Consider the following 22,411-nt stretch of genomic DNA (forward strand, 5'->3'; position numbering starts at 1 on the left):
AATATTTAAGGAAAAAAGTTATGAATATGCCTTTTAGTGATGATGAGCTAATTGAACCCGTAAAGGCAAGTTTGGCTAAAACTATGCATATTTTAGAAAATGATGGCGGTGGGCTTGACTTTTTAGGAGTCAAAAATGGTGTTGTTTATGTAAAATTAACTGGAGCTTGTCATGGCTGTCCAGCAAGCGGAACAACTTTAAAATATGGTTTAGAAAAACAACTTAAAATTGATATACATCCAGATATTACCATAGTAAATTTAGCAGGTGGAGAAAGCGAATTTGCAAAATTATAAAAAAATAGCCATAGAGTGTTTTTATAACAAAGATTTTAAAAACGCTAAAATGTATTTTTCATTAGCGTATCAAAAGCGTAAAAATAAAAGATTATTAACTTTTATAAATATTTGTGATTTGGCATTAAAAAGCCCTGAAGAAGCTTTTGTATTTTTTGAATTTTTTCTTCAAAATTATAAAAATTCAAAAGTAGATGTAGATATCGAAAAACTCATCAATTTAAGTCAAAGCGTGCAGTTTGAAGAAGATAGTGAAGATTTTGATGGTTTGAGCTATCAAGATTTTTTACTAAGTGAAGCAAAAGTTGGTTTTAAACAAGCTTTAGAAAATGTTATAATATCTAATAAACTTATAATAAATGACAAAGAAGATTTTGTGGATTTTTTAGAAAAGCTTTTAGAGTATGGTTATAAAGATATGCTTGTAGCTTATATGGAAGATGTTTCAGCACATTTTTATTCTAATTATAGATTTATCAAGCTTAGTGAAAAAATCAAGGAATTAAAATATGATAGTAAAGATTAAAAATACTTTCATTAGTGATAATTCTAACGAATGCGAAAAAGGATGTTTTTTTCTAAAAACTACTCAAAATGAAAAATTTCTCAATCAAGCTTTAGAAAAAGAAGCAAAAGTCATAAGTGTAGATGAGTGTAAAAAGCTTTTAAATATAGATGAAAATATTAAAATCATAGGTATTACAGGTACAAATGGCAAGACAACTACTGCTGGGGCTATTTATTCTATCTTGCTTGATTTGGGTTATAAATGTGCCTTGATGGGAACTAGAGGTAGTTTTATAAATGATAAAAATATCACTCCAAAAGGTCTAACTACTGCACCTATTTTACAAACTTTAGAGTTTTTATCTTTGGCAAGCAAGGAAAAATGTGAATTTTTAATCATGGAAGTAAGTTCACATGCGTTGGTGCAAAATCGTATAGAAGGACTTGAATTTAAGGCCAAAATTTTTACCAATATTACTCAAGATCATTTAGATTTTCATCAAAATTTCCAAAATTATCAAGTTGCAAAAGAAAGCTTTTTTACTGATGAGTGTATGAAATTTATCAACAAAGATGCAAAAACTATAAATTTTAATGTCAAAGGTGCTTTTACTTATGGAGTAGAAAATCCAAGCTATTATCACACAAAGGCTTATGCTTTAAAAAATGGTATAGAAGCTGTGGTAAATTTTGGTAAAGAAACTTTTATGATTGATTCTTCTTTGGTAGGACTTTTTAATCTTTATAATCTTTTAGCAGCAAGTGCTTGTGTGAATGAGCTTGTTAAACCAAATTTAAAAGAACTCGAAAAAGCCATTAGTAATTTTGGTGGTATAGAGGGTAGAATGCAAGTAGTTGCAAAAGATGTGATTGTAGATTTTGCTCATACGCCAGATGGTATAGAAAAAGTTTTAGATGCTTTAAAATATCGTGATTTGATTGTGGTTTTTGGAGCAGGGGGAGATAGAGATAAAACTAAGCGTCCATTAATGGCTAAAATTGCCAAGCATTATGCTAAAAAACTTATCATAACAAGCGATAATCCTCGTTTTGAAGAGCCTATGGATATTATAGAAGATATTTTAAATGGTATAGAAAAAGATGAAAATGTTTTGGTAGAATGCGATAGAAAAGAAGCGATTAAAAAAGCATTAGAGCTTAAAACGAAAAATGATTTTGTGGTAATTTTAGGTAAAGGTGATGAAACTTATCAAGAGATTAAGGGTGTAAAATATCCTTTTAATGATAAAGAAGTAGTGTTAGAGATATTAAAAGAAGGAAAATAAATGTTTGAAAATATGGACTTTTCTAAAATGGGCGAGCTTTTAACCAAGGCTCAAGAAAAAGCAAATGAATTAGAGCAAGAAGCTTTAAAAAAAGAATTTAGTGCAAAAAGTGGTGGTGGTTTAGTAAAAGTTAGCGCTAATGGAAAAGGTGAAATTATCGATATAAACATTGATGATTCTTTGCTAGAAGATAAAGAATCTATGCAAATTTTATTAATAGCAGCAATGAATGATGTGATGAAAATGGTAGAACAAAATAAAAAATCAATGGCTAGTAATTTATTTAGCGGAATGGGAATGCTATGAGAATTTTACTTTGTATTTTGGGTATAGCTTGTGTGCTTTTTGCTGTGCCAAGACCGACTTTTAATGATTTTTTGGGTTGTTATGAAAAAAACAAAGCTAGTATGCTAATTTATGAGGGTTTGCCTGCTTTTGCTTTAAATGAAAATACTTTAGCGGTGGTAAAAACAAAAAACGCAAAATTAAATAGTTATACAAAATATGATCCGTTTTTAAATTTGTATTTAGTTAAGACAGATTTTAGTTTGATTCCTGCACCTATGGGTGATGAAGAAGAATTAACACGCAATAGTTGGGTAGGAATTTTAGATAATAATAAAAGCTATATAGGACATTTAAAGTATTTTGGACAAAGTTTAACAGAGCGTGATCAGCTTGATTTTACTTCTAAAATCGGAGAGCTTAACTCGCCATGTTGTAAAATGCTTGGTATAACCTTAGAAGATGGCAAGTTAATAGGAAATCGTTATTTAAAACACTTTGCAAAATATCCTGATGCATACTGGGGTGATATAGGTGTAGATTTTGATATGCGTGATGGTAAAATTTATGTAAAAAATGTGCGTAAAAATGGGCAGTTTTTGATAAATGATGAACTTGTAAGTGTAGATGGTCAAGTTTATGATGATATAAGAAAGCTAAATGAGAAAATTTTATTTGCCGATCGTGGAGCAACTTTATATTTTAATATGCTAAGAGATAATAAAGATGTAAATATTTCTACGGCAGTTTTTGATAAAGATTTAGGAGTGTTTGCTAAGCCAAAAAAAGTTACTCCGGTTAAACCGACATCTTTTTATAGTAATTTAGGTTTACGTGTAGATGCGAAAATGAATGTTACAGAAGTCACTCCAAATTCAAAAGCACAAATGGCAGGATTTTTAAAAGGAGATAAAATTTTAAGAATCAATAATCAAATAATCAATAATTTCAATGAACTTCAAGCCATATTGGCTCAAGCTAATACTTTTGATGTTTTAGTTTCAAGACAAGCAAGTAATATACCTTCGGCTAAAAATAATGATTTTGAGCGTTTTAATAAAGGATATTTTGACTTTTTCATAAGGCTTAATAAGTGATTTTAGAAAAATTTAAACAACATTTAGAGCAAAATTTCCCCAAAGTACAAAGTTTTCATCCATTTTTTAACGAGGCTTTAAAGTGGATGCTAGAAGCTGGTGGGAAACATTTTAGAGCACAACTTCTTTTGGGCATAGTTAATGCTAAGAACCCTGCTTTATTTGATAAAGCTTTAAATGTTGCTTTGGCTTTGGAATTTATCCATACTTATTCTTTAATACATGATGATTTACCTGCTATGGATAATGCTTCTTTACGTAGAGGAAAGCAAACATTGCATAAAAAATACGATGAGACTACGGCTATTTTGGTAGGAGATGCCCTAAATACACAAGCTTTCTTGTTACTTTCAAAACTTGATTTAAAAGACAATGTTAAATTAAAACTCATAGAAACTTTAGCTTTTAATGCTGGACTTAATGGTATGATTATTGGACAAGCTATTGATTGTTATTTTGAAGGAAAAACTTTAAATTTAGAACAAGTAGAGTTTTTGCATATTCACAAAACCGCAAGATTAATTGCAGCTAGTTTGAAAATGGGTTGTGAAATTTGTGAGTTAGACGAAAAAGAATGTGAACAAATTTATGAAATAGGGCTTTTAATGGGATTAATTTTTCAAATCAAAGATGATATTATCGATGCGACTTTAGACGCAAAAGAAGCAGGTAAGCCAACTCATAATGATACACATAAAAACTCTTTTGTAAAACTTTTGAGTTTAGAAGGTGCTAAAAAGGCAAAAAATGATAAAATTTCCCTGTGTGAGGAAAAAATGAAAAATTTAGATTCTAAGCTTGCTAATGAGCTTCAAATTTTGATTGATAAATATTTAAAAGGTTAAACAATGTTACAAAAACAAGCCAATACTATAAGATTTTTATGTGCTGATATGATACAAAAAGCAAATAGTGGTCATCCAGGTGCTCCTATGGGTTTAGCAGATATTATGAGTGTTTTAAGTACTCATTTAGTGCATAATCCAAAAGACCCTACATGGTTAAATCGTGATAGATTAGTTTTTTCAGGGGGTCATGCTAGTACTTTGCTTTATAGTTTTTTGCATTTGAGTGGTTATGATATAAGCTTAGAAGATCTAAAAAATTTCCGTCAATTACACTCTAAAACACCAGGTCACCCTGAAATTTTTACTCCAGGTGTTGAAATCGCTACAGGACCTTTAGGACAAGGCATTGCAAATGCAGTTGGTTTTGCTATGGCAGCTAAAAAAGCAAGTTTGCTTTTGGGTGAGGATATTATCAATCATAAAGTGTATTGTTTATGTGGTGATGGAGATTTGCAAGAAGGAATTTCTTATGAGGCTTGTTCTTTAGCAGGGCTTCATAAGCTTGATAATTTAATCATCATTTATGATAGCAATAATATTTCAATCGAAGGCGATGTGGCTATTGCTTTTAATGAAAATGTAAAAGAACGTTTTAGAGCACAAAATTTTGAAGTACTTGAGATAGATGGACATGATTTTGAACAAATTGACTTAGCATTAAAAACTGCAAAAGAAAGTAAAAAGCCTTGCTTGATTATAGCTCATACTACCATAGCTAAGGGAGCTTTGGAGCTTGAAGGAAGTCATCATTCTCACGGAGCACCTTTGGGTGAAGAGCTTATTAAGAAAGCAAAAGAAGCTTTGGGTTTTGATCCGCAAAAAACTTTTGAAATTCCAGAAGAAGTTAAAATTCGCTTTAGTGCCGCAATAGAACTTGGTGATTTAGCACAAGCCAAATGGCAAGATAAGGTTAATAAGCTAGATTTAGAAAAACAAGCTTTGTTAAAAGAGCTTTTAGAGCCTGATTTTTCAAAAATACAATTTCCTGATTTTAAAGGAAAAGATTTGGCTACTAGAGATAGTAATGGTATAATTTTAAATGCTATAGCTAAAGCTTTGCCAGGATTTTTAGGTGGTAGTGCAGATTTAGGTCCATCAAATAAAACAGAGCTTAAAGATATGGGTGATTTTCCAAATGGTAAAAATATCCACTATGGTATAAGAGAACATGCAATGGCTGCTATATCGAATGCTTTTGCAAGATATGGTTTATTTATGCCTTTTTGTGCTACATTTTTTATATTTAGCGAATATTTAAAACCTGCTGCAAGAATAGCAGCTTTGATGAAAATCAAACACTTTTTTATCTTTACTCATGATAGTATAGGCGTAGGTGAAGATGGTCCAACTCATCAACCTATAGAGCAACTTAGCACCTTTAGAGCTATGCCAAATTCATTAACATTTAGGCCTGCTGATGGGGTTGAAAATGTAAAAGCATGGCAAATAGCACTTAAAACTAATATGCCAAGTGTTTTTGTTTTATCGCGTCAAAAATTAAGTGCTTTAAATGAATCTGTTTTTGGAGATGTAGAAAATGGAGCTTATTTATTAGAAGAAAATGCTAATGCACAAATTACTCTTTTGGCAAGTGGTAGTGAAGTATCATTATGTTTAAAAGTAGCTAAAATTTTAAAAGAAAAAGGCGTAGTTGTTAATGTAGTTTCTATGCCTTGTTATGAATTATTTATCGCTCAAGAAAAGTCTTACAAAGAAAGAATTTTACAAGGTAAAGTTATAGGTGTGGAAGCTGCAAACTCAAACGAACTGTATAGAATTTGCGATGAGCTTTATGGTATAGAAAGTTTTGGTGAAAGTGGCAAAGATAAAGAAGTATTTGAGCATTTTGGATTTAGCGAGGAGAAATTAAGCTCATATGTTTTAAGTTTATGTAATGAAAAATAAAATCATCAAAGATATTAAAAACCAAGAATGTGTTTTTAGTGTCTTTGGTATATGGGATAAAACTAGTGTGGGAAAATTTGAAAAATTAGATTTTCCTACTCAAAAAAACATTATTTTTGATTTTGCAAATTTAGATTTCATAGATACTGCAGGAGTTAGATATTTTCTAGCTTTAGAAAATGAACTTAAACAAAAAGATTATAAATTTAGTAGGATAAATCTTAAAAGCGAGCATGCTAAGCTTTTTGAACTTTGTCAAAAACACTATAAAAGTTTTCATAATACTCAAGAAGATAAAAAAACAATTAAAGATTTTTTTGAAAATTTAGGCAAGAAAGTTGTAGTTTCTTTTACACTTTTAGTGCAGTTTTTAAATTTCATAGGGCTTATTATTTATACTTGTTTTAAAACACTTTTAAATCCTAAAAAACTTCGTTTTAAAGCATTTTTATACCATGTAGAAAATAGTGCTATTAATGCTTTGCCTATTATTATGCTAACTTCATTGCTTGTGGGTGTAGTTCTTGCTTATCAAGCTGCTTATCAACTTGCACAATTTGGAGCTAATATTTATATAGTAGATTTGATGGGGATTTCTGCTACTAGAGAACTTGCACCATTAATTAGTGCTATTGTTATTGCAGGTAGAAGTGCAAGTTCTTACACGGCTCAAATTGGAGTGATGAAGCTTACTGATGAAATAGATGCTATGAAAACAATGGGGTTTAAAGAAAGTGAATTTATCATTTTACCTAGAGTTTTGGCCTTGACTTTTGCTATGCCTTTAGTGGTTATAGTAGCTGATATTTTGAGTGTTTTGGGTGGAATTATAGTTGCTTGGTTTAGTTTAGAAATTAGTGCAAGTGAGTTTATGAGTCGTTTTAAAGAGGCAGTGGAGTTAAAGCACATCATCATAGGGCTTATAAAAGCACCTATTTTTGGATTTTTGATTGCTTCTATTGCTTGTTTTAGAGGGTTTTTTGTGCAAAAAACAACAGAAAGTATAGGTATTTACACAACAAAAAGTGTGGTAAATGCTATCTTTTGGGTGATAGCTTTTGATGCAATTTTTTCTGTATTTTTAACAAAGGCTGGATTTTGATTATAAAAGCTAAAAATATCAGTACTTATTTTGGAAGCAAATGTGTTCATGAAGATATTAGTTTTGAAGTACAGGATAATGAAATTTTTGGTATTTTAGGTGGTAGTGGTAGTGGTAAATCTGTGCTTTTAAGACAAATGTTAATGCTTGAGCATTTTGATAATGGTGAGTATGAAATTCTAGGAAAGAAATTAAAAAATATCAGTGATGAAAATGCTTTGTTCTTACAAAAACAATGGGGTGTTGTTTTTCAATATGGAGCGTTATTTAGTTTTTTTAATATACTTGAAAACATTAGTATACCTTTAGTTGAATACACAAAGCTTAGTAAAAATGACATTAAAGAAATAGCTATAATGAAGCTTAAAATGGTAGGGCTTGATGAAAGTGTGGCAAAGCTTTATCCAAGTGAGTTAAGCGGAGGTATGAAAAAAAGAGTTGCTATAGCTAGAGCTTTGGCGCTTGATAGTAAATTACTTTTTTTGGATGAGCCAACTTCAGGGCTTGATCCTTATAGTTCAAGAGAATTTGATGAGTTGCTTTTAAGTTTAAAACAAAGTTTTAGATTGTGTGTGATTTTAATTACTCATGATAAAGAAAGTATGAAAAATATACTAGATAGATTTTTAATTATAGAAGATAAAAAAGTAGGTTTTTTGGGAAATATTCAAACCTTACAAGAACAAAATTCAAGACTTTATGAGAGGTTTATGCAATAATGGAAAATAAAGCAAATTATATTTTAATAGGAATTTTTGTTAGTGTGTTGTTTTTTATCAGCTTGTTTTTTATAGTTTGGTACGGAAATTTAAAAGATGAAAAATCTTTCAAGTATTATGAAATTTATATAGAAGAATCTGTAGCAGGTCTTAGTGTAAAAGCACCAGTTAAATTTTTAGGCGTTGATGTAGGAAGTGTTGAAAATATCAGTATAGATAGCTCAAGCAAGCAACTAAGAGTAAAAATTTTAGTTAAGCTTGATTCGAATTTAGTGGTTAAGACAGATACTTATGCGAGCTTGCAAATTCAAGGTATAACAGGATTTAAATTTATTCAGTTGGCAGGTGGTAGCGAGGAAGCTAGTGTTTTAAAGGCAGATGGTGATATGTATCCTATTATAAAATCAAAAGAAAGTTTTTTTACAAGTATAGATAAGCAAGCAAATAATCTTTTAGAACTTATTAATATTTCAAAAGTAAAACTAGAAAGTCTTTTAAGTGATAAAAATTTAAAAAATATAGAACAAATTTTACAAAACTCATCAGATTTTTTTATGTATTTAAACGCTCAAACACCAGTATTTTTAACAAATTTAAATAAAACTAGTTCTAAGCTTGGTAAAAGCTCAGATGATTTTTCAAATTTTTTAAACAACGCTAATGAGCAGCTTAATGAGTTCAACAAAAGTAGAATGCTCTTAAATGAGAATTTAGACATTTTACGAATTTTATTTTTAGATTTTACTCAATTGTTGAAAAACTTGAAGCAAAATCCTTCAGATGTAATTTATAAAGATAAAACCATTCAATATGCTCCAGGAGAATAAAATGAAAATTTTATATATTAGTTTAATAGCTATTTTTTTTAGTGCCTGCTCTTTGATTAGTCCGAATCAAACTTTACCTGCAAATAAGTATTTTAGTATCAATTTAGAAAAATTAGAGCAAACTCAAAACAAGATAAAAAATTCTACCATCATGGTTTCTTTGCCTAAAGGTTTGGCTTATACTAATGAAATTTTTTATAAAAAAGATCATGTTGTTAATGCATATGCATATCATTTTTGGAAAGAAAATCCTGCTTTGATGATTAAAACTTTTTTAGAATTTCATCTTCAAGATTTAGGAGTATTTAAAGCGGTTTTAAATCAAGATAGCTTAGCTAGTGCTGATTATATCTTAGAAAGTAAAGTAGATATACTAGAGCAAGATTTTAGTGATGAGATACATTCTAAAATAAAATTGGGCATTAGTTTAAATTTAGTGCAAATAAATACAAGAAAACTTTTAGCAAGTAGGTATTTTTACTACGAAAAAAGACTAAATGACAATGATCCTGAGGTTTTAATCCAAAATTATAATGAACTTTTTTTGTTTCTTGCTAAAGATTTTAGAGCTTGGATAGATCAAAATTTGGAATAAAAAATGCTTTTCCTAGTTATAGCAATAACAAGGAAGGTGTATTATGAGAGATGAGTTAGAAATCTTACAAAAACATTTAGGACAAGTAAGTTCTAAAATAGATGGTGTAAATTTAAAACATCAAACACAAAAATTTAGTGAAGATATTACTGATGCAAATGATTTTGTTGGAGCTTTGCAAATTTTAGATTCTTCGTTGAAAAAAATCTTAAAACTTTTAGAAGATAAAAATTATGAAGATGTGCAAGATAAAGTATTAATTGCTAGCGAGAGTTTAAAAATAGTAGATAATTGCTCATTTTTAGGCAATGCTTTATTTGATAATAATTACAATGTAAATGTAGGTTCGAAAGCTTTTGCTTTTGAAATTTGCAATCCTTTAAAAATTTTAGAAACTAGTGATTATGAAGGTATGAAAGCTTATATAGAAGATAAAAGAGAAGAAATAGCTTCCATGCTTTCAGAGCTTGCAGTGGCTATTGCTACTTATACTCCTAGTCAAAGCTTTGGTGGATCAAATTTTGACTCTATGAATGACTTTGATTTTACTAAGCTTTTTAAATAATACTAAAGGCAAAAAGCCCTTAGTATTGGTTATTTAATCACTCCGCAAGCCATTCTAGCACCACCTCCGCCAAGCGCTGCAGGATGATCGCTGTGATTATCTCCTCCAAAATGTATCATTAATGAGTGGCTTTTAAGCTCATCAAGAGTTTTGATTTTTGGTGCAAGCACAGGATTGATTGCTTTACCATCTTTTTCTACATAAAGTGGTGGTAAATCACCTTTATGACCTTTATCATCCCATGGACTTGAATGTGCACCGGTTTTTTCAGGATCCCAATGTCCACCTGCTTTCATACCTAAACCTTTATCGGTTGCACCACAATCAGCATTTTCATGAACATGAAAACCATGAATTCCACTTTCTAAACCTTGTAGATTTGGATAAAATGCTACTCCATAAGGAGTTTGTACTGCCACTACTTCACCTGCCTCTTTATTGTTTTTTTTATCAAGAATTTCCATTTTGATAACTAAATGATCTTTTTGTGCTTTTGGATCAAAATTTTCCAAATTTGCTCCGATTAAAAAACTTGATACTAATAAAGAACCTAGTATAATTTTTTTCATTTTATCTCCTTATTATTAAAAATTATTCTATTGTAACATATATTATTAATAAAAAATTATTTTTTTAAAATATAATAATCAAAAAACTTATAAAAAGGTTCAAATGTTGGTTTTTCCAAAAGACTTTGAAAAAGTCAGTAAAAATTTCTTAAATAATTCTTTGTTGTCTATATGTCATTATCAAAAGAATTCTTTAAATGATAAAAATCAAGAAGTTGTATTCAAAGATTATGCCATGGTTTTTATATTAAAAGGCTCTAAAAGTATTTATACTATTGATAATCATTTTAGTATAAAAAAAGATGAACTTGCTTTTTTTACAAAAAATTCTTTTTCTATCAGAGATTATTTAAATAGCGAAAACATATATGAGTCTATTATTTTATGTTTTAAAGAGAGTATTTTGATAGAGTTTGTATTTAAATATCAAGAATTAATTTGTAAGTTAAATTCATTAAAATGCGCCAAAAGTTTATTTAGTTTAAAAATAGATTCTGTAACTAAAAGTATTTTTCAATCTTTTTTGCTTTATATAAATGCTTCTAGAAATAATGAATATTTGCTTAGATTAAAATTTGAAGAATTATTTTTATCTTTATTGTATAGTGAAGATAATGCAGAATTTTTGGCTTTTTTAAAAACTATTTTAAATAGTTTTAAATTAGATCTTTACAAGATGTTTTTATATTGCCAGAATGATTTTGAAAATGTGGCTTCTATGGCTAGATTTAGCAAAATGGATATGGCAAGTTTTAGTCGTAATTTTAAGCAAAGTTTTGGAATAAGTCCTAAAGAATGGCTTGATAATAAACGCTTTGAAAAAGCCAAATTTTTACTAGAATTTTCTACAAAAAATATTACTCAAATTTGTAGTGAACTTGGATTTAATTCTCCTGCTTGGTTTATAGCAAGATATAAAAAAAGATATGGTGTTACTCCAAAACAAGAGCAAAAATCAAAAAACTTATATTTTTTATCTTAAAAGTGATAGATTTTATTTTGAAATTGTATTAGAATTTATTGATAAAAATTAAGAAAGGTAACAATATGAAAAAAAGTATTTTGACTTTGGCTTTATTTGCATTTTGCAGTGCGAGTGCTTTAGAGGTTCAAGAATTTAAAGGTTTTGCTCATCCTGAGAGTATATATGTTGATGAAAGTGTAGTTTATGTGTCTAATGTAGGAAAAGAATTAACTCCACTAAACAAAGACAACGATGGTTTTATCTCAAAATTAGACAGTGATGGAAAAATTGTAGAATTAGAATTTATCAAAAATCTTAATGCACCAAAGGGTATGTCTAAAATAGGCGATATTTTATATGTAGTAGATATTGATATTGTTTATGGTTTTAATGTAAAAAACAAAAAAGAAATTTTTAAACTCCCTATAAAAAATGCAGTATTTTTAAATGATATAGTAGTGTTAAATAATAACACATTGCTAGTTAGTGATACAGGAACAGGATATATCCATAAGGTGTTTTTAAAAGATAAAAAATATGAAAACTTTATCCATTTAGATTCAAAATATGGTGGTCCAAATGGATTATTGATAGATAAGAATACTTTATTTGTAGCAGGTTATGATCCAAGTGATAAAACAGGTGGAAAAATCATTAGTATTGATTTAAATACAAAGAAAATTCAAGAATTAAGCAACAAAATAGAACAATTTGATGGTATAGTATTTGATCAAAGTAAAAATCTTTTAGTATCAAGCTGGGGTAAAGATCTGCAAGGATATATTTATTCTTTAAAAGATAATAAAGAGATAAAACTAGATTTAGATTCTATAAAAGGTCCTGCAGATATGTTTTTTGATGGCAAATATTTATGGGTGCCGAAAATGGCAGAAAACACTTTAATTAAAGTAAAATTATAAAAACTTTTAAGCCTTTTAGGGCTTAAAAGTCAAATAATTCTCCAAGCCAACTTTCTTTCTTTTTATACTTATAACCATTGTTGTGATGATAATTTGCTTGTTGGTTGTAGTTTTGATGACTATAATTTTGCTGAGTACTTTGAATGTTTTGAGTAGCATTTCTTTCTATAATTTTATCAAGTTCACCACGATCAAGCCAAACTCCACGACATTTTGGGCAATAATCAATTTCAACACCATTCCTTTCACTCATCATTAAAGCTGTGTTTTCACAAACTGGACAATTCATTTTTTTCCTTTTATTCAAAATTTTACAAAGTATATAGTTTTAAGGTAAATTATGAGTTTAAATTCCAATCAATAGATGTTTTGCCGAGTTTTAGTAAAATTTCATTACTTTTTGAAAAATGCTTACAGCCTAAAAAAGCATTTCTAGCTAAAGGAGAAGGATGTGCTGCTTCTAAAATGTAATGTTTTTGAGCATCGATTAAATTTTTTTTATTTCTAGCATAAGTTCCCCAAAGTAAAAATATCAAACCTTCTTTTTCTTGACTTAGTTTTGCAATAACTGCATCTGTGAAATTTTGCCATCCAAAATTTGCATGAGAAGTGGGTTTATTAGCTTCTACACTCAAAATAGAATTTAAGAGTAAAATTCCCTGTTTAGCCCATTTGCTAAGATCTCCATGCTTTGCTATAGGAATATTTAAATCATCTTGTATTTCTTTGTAGATATTAAGCAAAGATGGGGGGATTTTAATTCCTATTGGCACACTAAAGCTTAATCCCATAGCTTGATTTGGATTGTGATAGGGATCTTGACCTAAAATTATAATTTTTAAATCTTTTAAAGGAGTGAGATTAAAAGCATTAAATATTAGATTTGCTGGTGGATATATGGTTTTACCTTCATGTAGGGTTTTAATATATTTGACTTTTATGTCTAAAAAATATGATTTTAAAAATTCATCTTTTAAAAATTCTTTCCAATCTTCATTCATTTTTATTTTTTCTAAATTAATTTCCATATTTTATCCTTGCCAAGAAAGTATAAATTCGCTTCCTTTATTTTCTTCACTTAATATTTTAATGTCAATATTGTTTTTATCTGCTATTTGTTTGACTAAATTTAAACCTATGCCAAAACCACCTTGATCTTGATTAAATCGCTTATAGCGAGTAAAAATTTGTGCCATTTCTTTTTGGCTCATTCCTTGTCCTTCATCTTTAATGATTAACGTGTTTTGGCTTAGTAAAATATATATTTTTTTAAAAGAGTTGGTGTATTTTATAGCATTGCTTAAAAGATTGTCAAATAAAATTTGTATTTCTTCTTTATTTGCATAAAAAAATTGCTCTGAAAGATTTGTTTCTAAAATAAGATTTTTTTGTGTGATTAAAATTTCAAAATATTCTATTCTTTGTTCGATTAACTCTTTTAAATTGATGTTTTCTTTTGTATTATTTTTTTGTATAAAAAAATTTAAAGCTATAAGATTTTGGTAGATGTGATTTAGATTTTTACTAGCTAATTTAATGTGATTTAGTTTTTTTATGTTATTTTGATTTAAATTTGTATCATCAAATTTTTTTACACTAGCTAAAATTACACTTAATGGTGTATTAATTTCGTGAGTAGTATCTTTGATAAAATCATTTAAAGCGTTAAATTGTTCTTTTATATTTTTAAACACAAACAATATTAACACATAAGCAATAATTGCAAGCAATGTAATACAAATAAGTGTATAAAAAATAGTTTTTAATTTTAATTTCCATAACTCTTTGGAGAAATCATTGATATTGATATTATTATAATTATCTTTTCTATATTGTTCTTTTTGAAAACCAAGATCATTTGCTTCTATTATAATGTGAATATTTTTATGTCTTAAAAATTTAAAATAATGTCTAGGTTTTTTTGTATTATCGCTATCTATATAGGCATCAAGATTTCGAACTCTTAGAAAATCTATAAATAATTTTTGATTTTTAGTATAAATAAAATCATTTTTTTTAAGTTGGTTTAAAATTCCAAAAGCATCAAAAGAAAGATTGCTAAATATAATCTGATTATCTACGATAATAGCAAATGAAGTATTAAGTTTATTAGAAATATCAGTAAAGTTGATTTTTTCTAGCGGAATTTGATTATGTCTTGATTCTATGATATTTTGTAAAATATAATTATGATGAGTGTATATATGCGTGAGTTGATTTAAGCGAATATAACTTGCTTCTTTTTGATAAAAAGTAATGAAAAATATAGTGAGAAAAAATCCACTAGTGATGATATAAAGTGCTAGAATTTTAAAGATGGTATTATTGAAATTTTCACTTTTCATTTTCTAGCCTAACAGCATAACCTATGTTTCTTTGATTGATAATAATATCTTTTCCTAAAATTTTTCTTAGATTTTTTATATAAACTCTAAGGCTCATGATAGTTGGTTCTTCATCAAAAGTCCAAATTTCATCAAAAATTTTTTCAATACTTACAAAATGCGGACGTTTTTTTAAAAGTAATGCCAGAAGTTCTTTTTCTTTGTTTGTTAAATTGATAATTTCTTCATTTTGATAAAGAGTTTTATTGATAGGATCAAAAGAGATGTTTTTTGAAGAATTTAGTGAAATTAAATCTTCTTTTTGGTGATTAAAATTTCTTTTAATAATATTTTTTACACGAATAACTAGCTCATCTATATCAAATGGCTTTTTAATATAATCATCGCAACCTGCTAAAAATCCTTGTTTAACATCATCAAGCATCGAGAGGGAAGTTAAAAATATAGCTGGAGTGTTTTTAGAGCTCTCTCTAAGTTCTTTTAAAATTTCAAATCCATTGCCCTTTGGAACTTTTACATCAAAAATCCAAAGATCAAAATTTTTTTCATATGCTTTTTCTAGGGCTTCTTGTGCGTCATATGCACAAGAAACCGTAAAACCCTCATCTTCTAAAGCATCGGCGATAATTTCATTTAAACTTAAATCATCCTCTAAAAGTAAAATTTTAGCAGACATTTTATCTCATTGGGCAATCATATGGCTGTGCTTGGAAATGATAACCCCTATGATGCATACCTTTAGAATAACCTCTATGGTGTAGATTAAGTTCTCTTATTTCTTTGCCATTCATTTTGTCAGTTATATCTTGCATGTTTTGTTGTACAATAGCTCTTCTTTGAATTCTTTCTTCTGGATTTAACTTAGAAATATTTTGCCTTAAATTGTTTCTAAATTGATAGTGATATTCTTGCGCATCGTTATATTTCATTTCACTCATTCTTTTTCGCATTTCTATCATTAAATCTGCTTGATCTTGTGCTGTAACACTTTTTGCAAGATTTAAGATTTCATCATTGCTTTTTTTTGAAAAATCAGCACTTAAAGCTAAAGTAGCAACTAAAGAACTCACAATAAACAAACTTATAGTTTTTTTCATTTTTTTCTCCTTTAAATAAATGATAAGGAATTATAAAACCTCAAAATAAAGTAAAAATGAAATTTATTGACATTCAAAAACTACAACAGCACTGAGAGTTTGTTTTTCGTTTTTAATAATAGGTAAAACTATGCTATCAGCAGTTTTAGCTAGGCTTGAGCTAAAATTTCTTATATTATTTCCATCAAAATAAATATTTTTTATTTTACAAGATTTTGCTAAAGTTTTAGAATAATACTGAGTCTTTTCAAATGCTTTTGTTAGCGCAAGATCGTATAATTTTTCTTTATTTGTTTCTAAAATCGTTTTATCAAAACTAGCTTGTAAGGCTTTGGTGTTAAAAGAAATAAAGGTATTAGTAGTGCTAATATTTTCTATGTCTTTAACAAGTTGCTCGTATTCTTTATTTTTGTCTTGTGGAATTTGGCAGATAAAATCAGAGTATAATTTATATCCATTAAATGTCTTTTGTCCTTGATAGTAGTTATAACTTGGTTCTAGCGTGTAACTACCACCTTTACAAAAATTTTCTTTTGCTATGCGCTCTGAAAGTTCTTTGAAAGTTTTAGCTATATGATTTTTTTCTTCTTGTGAGATTGTGGTTTTATTACTAAGCTCCTCGCTAGCACTAAAATTTAACACAGCATTGTAGATATTTGGTGTAATTTCATTGGATACTTCTATATTTCTTGAAAATTCCAATCCTTGTTTTTGATTTTTTAAACCTAGAAATTCGGTATTAAAAACAACACCCAAGATAAATAATAACAAACATAACAATCCTAAACCTAATCCTTTAAAAAAACTTTTCATTAAGCACTTCCTTTTTTAAAATATTTTTTTAATTTTAGCACAAAGCTTTTAAGAATTGATTGTATAATTTTTTAAAAACAAAGAAAGTTTTATGGAAAAAATTCATCAAAGTATTTTACATTGGTATCATCAAAATGGTAGAAAGAATTTACCTTGGCGTGTTTTACATGATGAGTATAAAAAATACGCTAATAAAAATGATTTAAAAAAGTTACAAAATATTGACATTGCTTATGCAGTTTATATTAGTGAAATTATGTTGCAACAAACTCAGGTTAAGAGTGTTTTGCAAAATTATTATTTTCAATTTTTAGTTAAATTTCCTTCTTTAAAAATTCTTGCAAAAGCAAGTGAAGATGAGGTTTTAAAAGCTTGGCAAGGATTGGGATATTATACTAGAGCTAGAAATTTACACAAAAGTGCAAAAATTTGTGTGCAAAAATTTAATGCACAATTACCTTACGATAGGAGAGAGCTTCAAAAACTTCCTGGCATTGGAGAATATACAGCTGGTGCCATAGCTTGTTTTGGTTTTTTGCAAACTATGGCTTTTGTTGATGCAAATATTAAAAGAGTTTTAAGTAGGTTTTATAGTTTGCAAAATCCTAGTTTAAAGCTTTTGACACAAAAAGCAGAAGAATTTTTAAACTATGATAATGCATTTGATCATAATCAAGCTTTATTGGATATAGGGGCTTTGGTTTGTTTGCCTAAAAATGCAAAATGTGAATTTTGTCCTTTAGAAAGCTTTTGTAGTGGAAAAAACGAATATAAAAAATTTAATATCACCAAAAAAATTCGATATGAAAATATTATTTTAAAAATACTTATAGTTCAAAAAAATAATAAATTTTTGCTTATTAAAAGTAAAGAAAAATTATATTTTAATTTATATAATTTTTTAGAATATAAAAATCAAAAAAACGCAAAATTTATAGGTGAATTTAAACATTTTTATACTAAATATAAAATCAATGTCAAGGTGTATTTTTTAAAAGATGACAATTTCGAAGATATTAAAGCAAAAGCATTCACCTATAAAGATTTGGAGTATATTGCAATTTCAAAACTTGCTGTAAAAGCATTTGATGTTTTAAAAAAGAGTGCTTATGCGATTTGAAAAAATATATATAGAATTAAGTGATATTTGTGGTTTAAAGTGTGATTTTTGCCCCGCTCAAAAAGCTCAAAGAAAGCAAATGAGTCTTGTGAATTTTGAAAAAATTTGCAAAAGTGTATATAGGCAAGCTAGACTTTTTACTTTTCATGTTCTTGGGGATCCTTTAAAAATTACAAATTTGAAAGATTATTTAGATATTGCTATGAAATATAATATGCCAATAGAGCTTACTACAAGTGGATTTTATTTTGATGATGAAAAAATAAACTTGATTTTAAATTCTAAAAATATCCATCAAATTAATATTTCTTTAGGGGCTTTTTTATCACAAAGTAAAATAAAGTTGGAAGAATATTTTGACCCTATTTTAAAGTTAATTTCTTTACATTTACAAAGAGAAAAAAAATCTTTTGTTAATCTAAGACTTTGGAATTTAGATAAAAATTTTATACCACCTTTAGAAAATGATAAAATTTATGATTTTTTAGAGCAAATTTTTAAAGTAAAAATTCAAAAACAAAAAACAAAAAATCGTTTAGAAAGGCATATTATTTTACATCAAGCTAAACTTTTTAAATGGCCTTCTTTGAAAGATGAGGTTATTAGAGAGAAAGGATATTGTTATGCTTTAAATGGTCAAATTGCTATTTTAAGTGATGGAATTTTAGTGCCTTGTTGTCTAGATGTTAAAGCAGATATAAAACTTGGAAATTGTTTTGAGAAAGATTTTAGTGAGCTTTTAAAATCTCCTTTATATATAGAATTAAGGAAATGTTTTAAGCAAGGAATTTTAAAAGCTGAACTTTGTAAAAGGTGTGAATTTTTGAAAGTTAAAAACCTAAATTAATTCCACCTTCATTGTTGATTTGATAGTTCATATCAAGTCCCTGTTCCACTTCTTCTTTTTCTTCGCTATCCTTGGAGTGCTTAAAAATATCATCGGTGATTTTTGTGGCTATACCTCTAAGGGCTTTTTGTCTACTTGAGTTGCTTGTAGAACTCATTTTAAATTCCAAGGCATTAGAAGCTTTGATTTGGGTTGTTGCAAATTCTATTAAACGATAATCGATGTTAATATTATAAGCTTGAGTATTGATTTCATTTTGTATTTGTTCTATTTTAGGATTTAAAATGAGTAAAAAATCAGCCCCTAAAACATTATAAAGTTTAACAAGTTCATCATCACTTGCATTTTTAATAAGTAAGGATTTTTCTTGATTATAAAGATCAAGATTAACTCTATCTAAAATTCTAAATTTTTTACTTTGAAGTAAAACACTTAAAAGTTCTTGTTCAAATTTGGCGGAAAGTTCATCTTCAACTTTGTTAATGATGATTAAAGAGCTTTTGTCTTCAAGATTTTTTTCACTATAAATTTTTTTGTAAATTACAACTTTTGCATGAAATTCATTTTGATTTGTTTGAGTTAAAGATTTGATATCGTAACTATTAAAAACTCCATTGCTGACTAAATCAATTTCTTCATCATAGCCTATATTAAAATTTCCATTGAAACTAAATTTAAATTTTTCAAGTTTGACTTGTTTTAAACCTTCCATTTTTCCTAGAGCTTCATTAATAGCATTTTTTATTGCTTCATTCCTTGTGCTTCCAAAACCTTCGCCATAGCTTTCTTTATTTAAGACACTTTGTGCTTGACAAAGACAAATAAGAGTGAAAAAAAGTATTAGTAGTTTTTTTACCATGTTACGCTTTTACCTTTGCCTGTTTTATTAATAGTTTTTTCATCTTCCCAAAAAGCTAAGCCACTATTTAAATCAGTGAGAATTAAATGAAAAAAATACTCAGTTTGAATTTTACCATTGTATAGTTTTACTGTATCTTGTCTAATTTTACCTGAAAGTGAGAAATTAGGAGCTAAAAGTGTACCTTTTTTAGCTATGGAGTTTTGATTAAATTCTTCATTGTCTCTTAAATCTCTTACATCATGAGATAGGTTATCTTTTGCTCCACCTGCTGCTATGGCAGTTGTAAGTATAAATTTACCAGATTTTCTTAAAGCTATGGTTATTTTTGCAGTAAGTTTATCTGTATCTATTCTTTGCGGGGTATCATTAATGATTTTTCCTATAGCAACAACTTTTCTATTGGAGTTGTTTAAATTCGCAAAAGCAGGGTCATTAAGTAAGCTTTGTATCATATCTTCAGCGGTTTTTTCAAAGTCTTCTCTATCAAGCCCCAAAGTAAGTGCATCACCTTGAACTTTTTGCGAAGCTTTGCCATCGGTGTATTTTGGTTGTGAAGAACAAGCACTAAAAATCAAAAGTGCAAAAAACATAAAAAACAAACTTTTTTTCATTTTACCTCCTTATTGCTCTTTAATTTTATAAACAATATTTGAATTTGGCATGAAAGATCTTATCATTAAAATGTAATTTTTATCTTTTTCTAATTCATCTTCAAAGATTATTTTTTCTTTATTATCATAAATTTTAACTAGACCTTCATTTTTTAACATTAAAATACTAGCACTTTTTGGTAAAGCTTGCCACATTCTAAGATCTGCTTTGTTGATTAATATAGTGCTAACGGTGCTTATAAAAGATAAAAAACCAGTAGAATCGTTATTTGCTATAGCTAAATTGATAGAAGTTTTAAGAGCACTTGAAGCTAGGGTTTTCATCACCATAGAAGGCAAAAGAGTTTTAAATTCACTTGCTATAATATCATCAAAATAAATTAAATTTTGTGTTTTTTCACCTTGGCTTTGTAAGAATTTATAAGAAGCGTTTCTTGATTTTAAATAAGCAAAAGCTACACTAATGTTTGCAAGATTATCATTAAAAATAAATGGCAAAGTAAGATGAAATTCTTCTTTTGTAACACTAAAGCCATCTTCATAGACAATAAAAATATATTTTTGTTGAGGGAAATTTGTTTTTAAATGAGTAAATTTTTCAAACACTTGAAATTGTTTTTGAAGCTGTGTATTTTTTATATCACTTAAGGCTACTTCTTTTAAAAGATCATAGGCTTTAATATAGTCTTTATCGAAAAAGAAAAATAAGGCACTAAGATAAGTAGCATAGATATTAGTATAGTTTTTGTTTGCATTAAATGCGTCAAGAAGATTATCATATTGTTTATAGATAGGGGTTAAATTTTGTTGAAAGCTAGCATATATTTTTTTGTCTTTTTTAAGTTCTTTTTGATATTCTTCTTGTGCTTTTTGTATGTAATCGTAAAAATATTCTTTCATTCTATCTTGTCTATATAAAGCTCGGTTGAATTCCACTCTTGCATTTTTAAAATCTCCTAAGCTCATATAGTTTAAACCTTTATAGGTGTTTAACATGATCCGTTCATAAAAATAACCTTGATAGTTATTAATGGTATCATTGAGCAAAATTTCACTAAAATTTTTAGTGGTTTTTTGAATATCACTTTGCAAATCTACATCATATTTATAAGCTTCTTCTGCTTTATCAAAAAATGTATTGCTTTTTTCATAATCTTTACAAACTCTTGCTAAGGAAGCTAGATTTAATCCTGTGTATATTGTATCTTTTTCTGCTTTGTTTAAAGCTAGCATGCCTTCATTGCACTGCTTGTTTATAAAAGCTTTTTCATAAAAAAAATTAACATTGGCATGATTTGAACAAGCACTTAAAAAAAATAAAACAAAAAGGTAAAAACAAGAATAAAAAAGCTTCATAAAATCCCTTTTTTAGTGTAAATTTAAAAAAATAAGTTATAATTTTCATTTTTAGAGAGGTGTCCGAGTGGTCGAAGGAGCACGCCTGGAACGCGTGTGTGGGGCAACTCACCGAGGGTTCGAATCCCTTCCTCTCTGCCACTATGCACTTTTGTTGTATTGACTTCCTATATAATCTTGTGATGAGTTTTGAGTGTATGATTTTATGGCCTTGGAATTTGAATTTTCTTTCTCTTCATTTTCATTTTTACTTTTTTCGTTTTGTACTTTTAACTCTTCTGCTTTTAATTTAGCTTGTTCTGTGCGAGCATCATTTTGCATTTGCATGGCATTAGCTGCTACTTTGTAATCTTGAGGACTAGGATCAGCTGGTGCCATAGCTGCAGCAATTACTTGCATAGCATTGGCTATGGTTTCTTCAGGGGTGTTGCCTTTTTGCATTCTTATAGGAACTTCCCCTTCAACCGCATACATTTTATTATCAGGACCTCTTGTGTAGCCAAAACTTGCACCTCCTGCTAGGGCTCCGCCAGCGGCTTGGTGTGCTGCCTCATGAGCTCTTACTTCTCTATCAATTTTTTCAAGCTCTCTTACTTGTTTTATTTCTTCATTACTTAGATCTTTACCATTTACTTTTTGGGTTTTTTCATCTTTTTCTTGTTCTTTTTTGTTTTCTGTTGTTTGTTGCAGGTTTTCTTTTTCAGAAATATTTTCTTTAACTTCTTCTCTATTTTGATAAGGATTTTGTATATAAAAGGCATTGTTATAACTTGAGCTAATTTGCATTATAAAATCCTTTTTTAATATAGTTTTATATTTGTAGCACAAAAAAGTTAAAAAATATATAAAAATTTATAAAATAAGCATTTTATGAA

At 28.2% G+C, this 22,411-nt stretch carries 27 protein-coding genes and 1 tRNA gene; 17 read left to right on the forward strand and 11 right to left on the reverse strand.

The annotated features are described in order from the left end of the window. Nucleotides 1–26 precede the first annotated feature (26 nt). Genes CORN_RS00565 through CORN_RS00620 form a run of 12 tightly spaced genes read left to right on the forward strand, consistent with a single transcriptional unit; the run spans nt 27 to nt 10,032 of the window. Nucleotides 27–296, forward strand: coding sequence for a NifU family protein (locus CORN_RS00565; RefSeq protein ID WP_066007852.1), 270 nt, complete (start codon nt 27–29; stop codon nt 294–296). Further along, nucleotides 283–822, forward strand: a complete 540-nt coding sequence (locus CORN_RS00570; RefSeq protein ID WP_066007783.1) for a histidine kinase — start codon at nt 283–285, stop codon at nt 820–822. Before CORN_RS00565 ends, CORN_RS00570 begins: the two co-directional genes overlap by 14 nt. After that, entirely contained in the window at nt 806–2,089 is a 1,284-nt protein-coding gene (locus CORN_RS00575) for a UDP-N-acetylmuramoyl-L-alanyl-D-glutamate--2,6-diaminopimelate ligase (RefSeq protein WP_066007784.1), read from the forward strand. Before CORN_RS00570 ends, CORN_RS00575 begins: the two co-directional genes overlap by 17 nt. Then, nucleotides 2,090–2,395: a YbaB/EbfC family nucleoid-associated protein gene (locus CORN_RS00580; protein WP_039617208.1), complete on the forward strand. Its 306-nt coding sequence runs from the start codon at nt 2,090–2,092 to the stop codon at nt 2,393–2,395. It abuts the gene before it with no gap. Then, the gene (locus tag CORN_RS00585; RefSeq protein WP_066007786.1) at nt 2,392–3,471 is read left to right on the forward strand and encodes a DUF7488 domain-containing protein; all 1,080 of its coding nucleotides are present in this window, start codon (nt 2,392–2,394) and stop codon (nt 3,469–3,471) included. The genes CORN_RS00580 and CORN_RS00585 overlap by 4 nt, the downstream gene beginning before the upstream one ends. Beyond that, the gene (locus CORN_RS00590; RefSeq protein WP_066007854.1) at nt 3,471–4,316 is read left to right on the forward strand and encodes a polyprenyl synthetase family protein; all 846 of its coding nucleotides are present in this window, start codon (nt 3,471–3,473) and stop codon (nt 4,314–4,316) included. Before CORN_RS00585 ends, CORN_RS00590 begins: the two co-directional genes overlap by 1 nt. A 3-nt stretch (nt 4,317–4,319) precedes the next feature. Beyond that, a complete protein-coding gene (gene tkt / locus CORN_RS00595; protein ID WP_066007788.1) occupies nt 4,320–6,224 on the forward strand; it encodes a transketolase in 1,905 nt (634 codons plus the stop codon). After that, nucleotides 6,214–7,326 (forward strand): MlaE family lipid ABC transporter permease subunit, encoded by a 1,113-nt coding sequence (locus tag CORN_RS00600; protein WP_066007792.1) that lies wholly within the window; start codon nt 6,214–6,216, stop codon nt 7,324–7,326. Before tkt ends, CORN_RS00600 begins: the two co-directional genes overlap by 11 nt. Beyond that, nucleotides 7,323–8,045: an ABC transporter ATP-binding protein gene (locus CORN_RS00605; RefSeq protein ID WP_066007796.1), complete on the forward strand. Its 723-nt coding sequence runs from the start codon at nt 7,323–7,325 to the stop codon at nt 8,043–8,045. The genes CORN_RS00600 and CORN_RS00605 overlap by 4 nt, the downstream gene beginning before the upstream one ends. After that, nucleotides 8,045–8,872, forward strand: a complete 828-nt coding sequence (locus tag CORN_RS00610; protein WP_066007797.1) for an MlaD family protein — start codon at nt 8,045–8,047, stop codon at nt 8,870–8,872. The genes CORN_RS00605 and CORN_RS00610 overlap by 1 nt, the downstream gene beginning before the upstream one ends. Before the next feature lies 1 nt (nt 8,873). Continuing rightward, nucleotides 8,874–9,467, forward strand: coding sequence for an ABC-type transport auxiliary lipoprotein family protein (locus tag CORN_RS00615; protein ID WP_066007798.1), 594 nt, complete (start codon nt 8,874–8,876; stop codon nt 9,465–9,467). 43 nt (nt 9,468–9,510) lie between these two features. Continuing rightward, nucleotides 9,511–10,032 (forward strand): flagellar FLiS export co-chaperone, encoded by a 522-nt coding sequence (locus CORN_RS00620; protein WP_066007800.1) that lies wholly within the window; start codon nt 9,511–9,513, stop codon nt 10,030–10,032. A gap of 29 nt (nt 10,033–10,061) precedes the next feature. On the opposite strand, the gene CORN_RS00625 is transcribed toward CORN_RS00620, so the two are convergent. Then, nucleotides 10,062–10,601 carry a superoxide dismutase family protein gene (locus tag CORN_RS00625; RefSeq protein ID WP_066007802.1) on the reverse strand — a complete coding sequence of 180 codons (540 nt, stop codon included), beginning with the start codon at nt 10,599–10,601 and terminating at the stop codon, nt 10,062–10,064. A 103-nt stretch (nt 10,602–10,704) separates the two neighbouring features. On the opposite strand from CORN_RS00625, the gene CORN_RS00630 reads away from it, so the two are divergent. Then, a complete protein-coding gene (locus tag CORN_RS00630; protein ID WP_094750296.1) occupies nt 10,705–11,583 on the forward strand; it encodes a helix-turn-helix domain-containing protein in 879 nt (292 codons plus the stop codon). Between the two features lie 65 nt (nt 11,584–11,648). Continuing rightward, complete coding sequence (locus CORN_RS00635; protein ID WP_066007803.1) at nt 11,649–12,485, forward strand: NHL repeat-containing protein; 837 nt, start codon at nt 11,649–11,651, stop codon at nt 12,483–12,485. A gap of 22 nt (nt 12,486–12,507) precedes the next feature. On the opposite strand, the gene CORN_RS00640 is transcribed toward CORN_RS00635, so the two are convergent. From CORN_RS00640 to CORN_RS00665, 6 genes are all read right to left on the reverse strand, one after another. Continuing rightward, nucleotides 12,508–12,774, reverse strand: a complete 267-nt coding sequence (locus CORN_RS00640) for a TFIIB-type zinc ribbon-containing protein (protein ID WP_066007804.1) — start codon at nt 12,772–12,774, stop codon at nt 12,508–12,510. A 49-nt stretch (nt 12,775–12,823) separates the two neighbouring features. Continuing rightward, nucleotides 12,824–13,513, reverse strand: coding sequence for a uracil-DNA glycosylase (gene ung / locus CORN_RS00645; RefSeq protein ID WP_066007806.1), 690 nt, complete (start codon nt 13,511–13,513; stop codon nt 12,824–12,826). 3 nt (nt 13,514–13,516) lie between these two features. Further along, nucleotides 13,517–14,830: a sensor histidine kinase gene (locus CORN_RS00650; protein WP_066007808.1), complete on the reverse strand. Its 1,314-nt coding sequence runs from the start codon at nt 14,828–14,830 to the stop codon at nt 13,517–13,519. Continuing rightward, the gene (locus CORN_RS00655; RefSeq protein WP_066007812.1) at nt 14,820–15,506 is read right to left on the reverse strand and encodes a response regulator transcription factor; all 687 of its coding nucleotides are present in this window, start codon (nt 15,504–15,506) and stop codon (nt 14,820–14,822) included. Before CORN_RS00655 ends, CORN_RS00650 begins: the two co-directional genes overlap by 11 nt. Nucleotide 15,507: 1 nt before the next feature. After that, entirely contained in the window at nt 15,508–15,927 is a 420-nt protein-coding gene (locus CORN_RS00660) for a DUF1104 domain-containing protein (RefSeq protein ID WP_066007813.1), read from the reverse strand. A 63-nt stretch (nt 15,928–15,990) separates the two neighbouring features. After that, nucleotides 15,991–16,740 carry an SIMPL domain-containing protein gene (locus CORN_RS00665; protein ID WP_066007815.1) on the reverse strand — a complete coding sequence of 250 codons (750 nt, stop codon included), beginning with the start codon at nt 16,738–16,740 and terminating at the stop codon, nt 15,991–15,993. 91 nt (nt 16,741–16,831) lie between these two features. Between CORN_RS00665 and mutY the strand changes: the two genes are divergently transcribed. Both mutY and CORN_RS00675 read left to right on the forward strand, forming a co-directional pair. Beyond that, nucleotides 16,832–17,860 carry an A/G-specific adenine glycosylase gene (gene mutY / locus CORN_RS00670; RefSeq protein ID WP_066007816.1) on the forward strand — a complete coding sequence of 343 codons (1,029 nt, stop codon included), beginning with the start codon at nt 16,832–16,834 and terminating at the stop codon, nt 17,858–17,860. After that, nucleotides 17,850–18,707: a radical SAM/SPASM domain-containing protein gene (locus CORN_RS00675; RefSeq protein ID WP_066007818.1), complete on the forward strand. Its 858-nt coding sequence runs from the start codon at nt 17,850–17,852 to the stop codon at nt 18,705–18,707. Before mutY ends, CORN_RS00675 begins: the two co-directional genes overlap by 11 nt. Here CORN_RS00675 and CORN_RS00680 read toward each other — a convergent pair. Genes CORN_RS00680 through CORN_RS00690 form a run of 3 tightly spaced genes read right to left on the reverse strand, consistent with a single transcriptional unit; the run spans nt 18,691 to nt 21,536 of the window. Next, the gene (locus CORN_RS00680) at nt 18,691–19,566 is read right to left on the reverse strand and encodes a hypothetical protein (RefSeq protein WP_066007820.1); all 876 of its coding nucleotides are present in this window, start codon (nt 19,564–19,566) and stop codon (nt 18,691–18,693) included. The genes CORN_RS00675 and CORN_RS00680 overlap by 17 nt on opposite strands. Then, nucleotides 19,560–20,180 (reverse strand): penicillin-binding protein activator LpoB, encoded by a 621-nt coding sequence (gene lpoB, locus CORN_RS00685; RefSeq protein ID WP_066007822.1) that lies wholly within the window; start codon nt 20,178–20,180, stop codon nt 19,560–19,562. The genes CORN_RS00680 and lpoB overlap by 7 nt, the downstream gene beginning before the upstream one ends. 9 nt (nt 20,181–20,189) lie before the next feature. Continuing rightward, nucleotides 20,190–21,536: a COG3014 family protein gene (locus CORN_RS00690; protein WP_066007824.1), complete on the reverse strand. Its 1,347-nt coding sequence runs from the start codon at nt 21,534–21,536 to the stop codon at nt 20,190–20,192. A gap of 53 nt (nt 21,537–21,589) precedes the next feature. On the opposite strand from CORN_RS00690, the gene CORN_RS00695 reads away from it, so the two are divergent. After that, nucleotides 21,590–21,677, forward strand: a tRNA-Ser gene (locus CORN_RS00695). On the opposite strand, the gene CORN_RS00700 is transcribed toward CORN_RS00695, so the two are convergent. After that, the gene (locus CORN_RS00700; protein WP_066007826.1) at nt 21,678–22,322 is read right to left on the reverse strand and encodes a putative metalloprotease CJM1_0395 family protein; all 645 of its coding nucleotides are present in this window, start codon (nt 22,320–22,322) and stop codon (nt 21,678–21,680) included. Between the last annotated feature and the right edge of the window lie 89 nt (nt 22,323–22,411).

Origin of the sequence: Campylobacter ornithocola (assembly GCF_013201605.1) — a bacterium.
Lineage (GTDB): Bacteria > Campylobacterota > Campylobacteria > Campylobacterales > Campylobacteraceae > Campylobacter_D > Campylobacter_D ornithocola.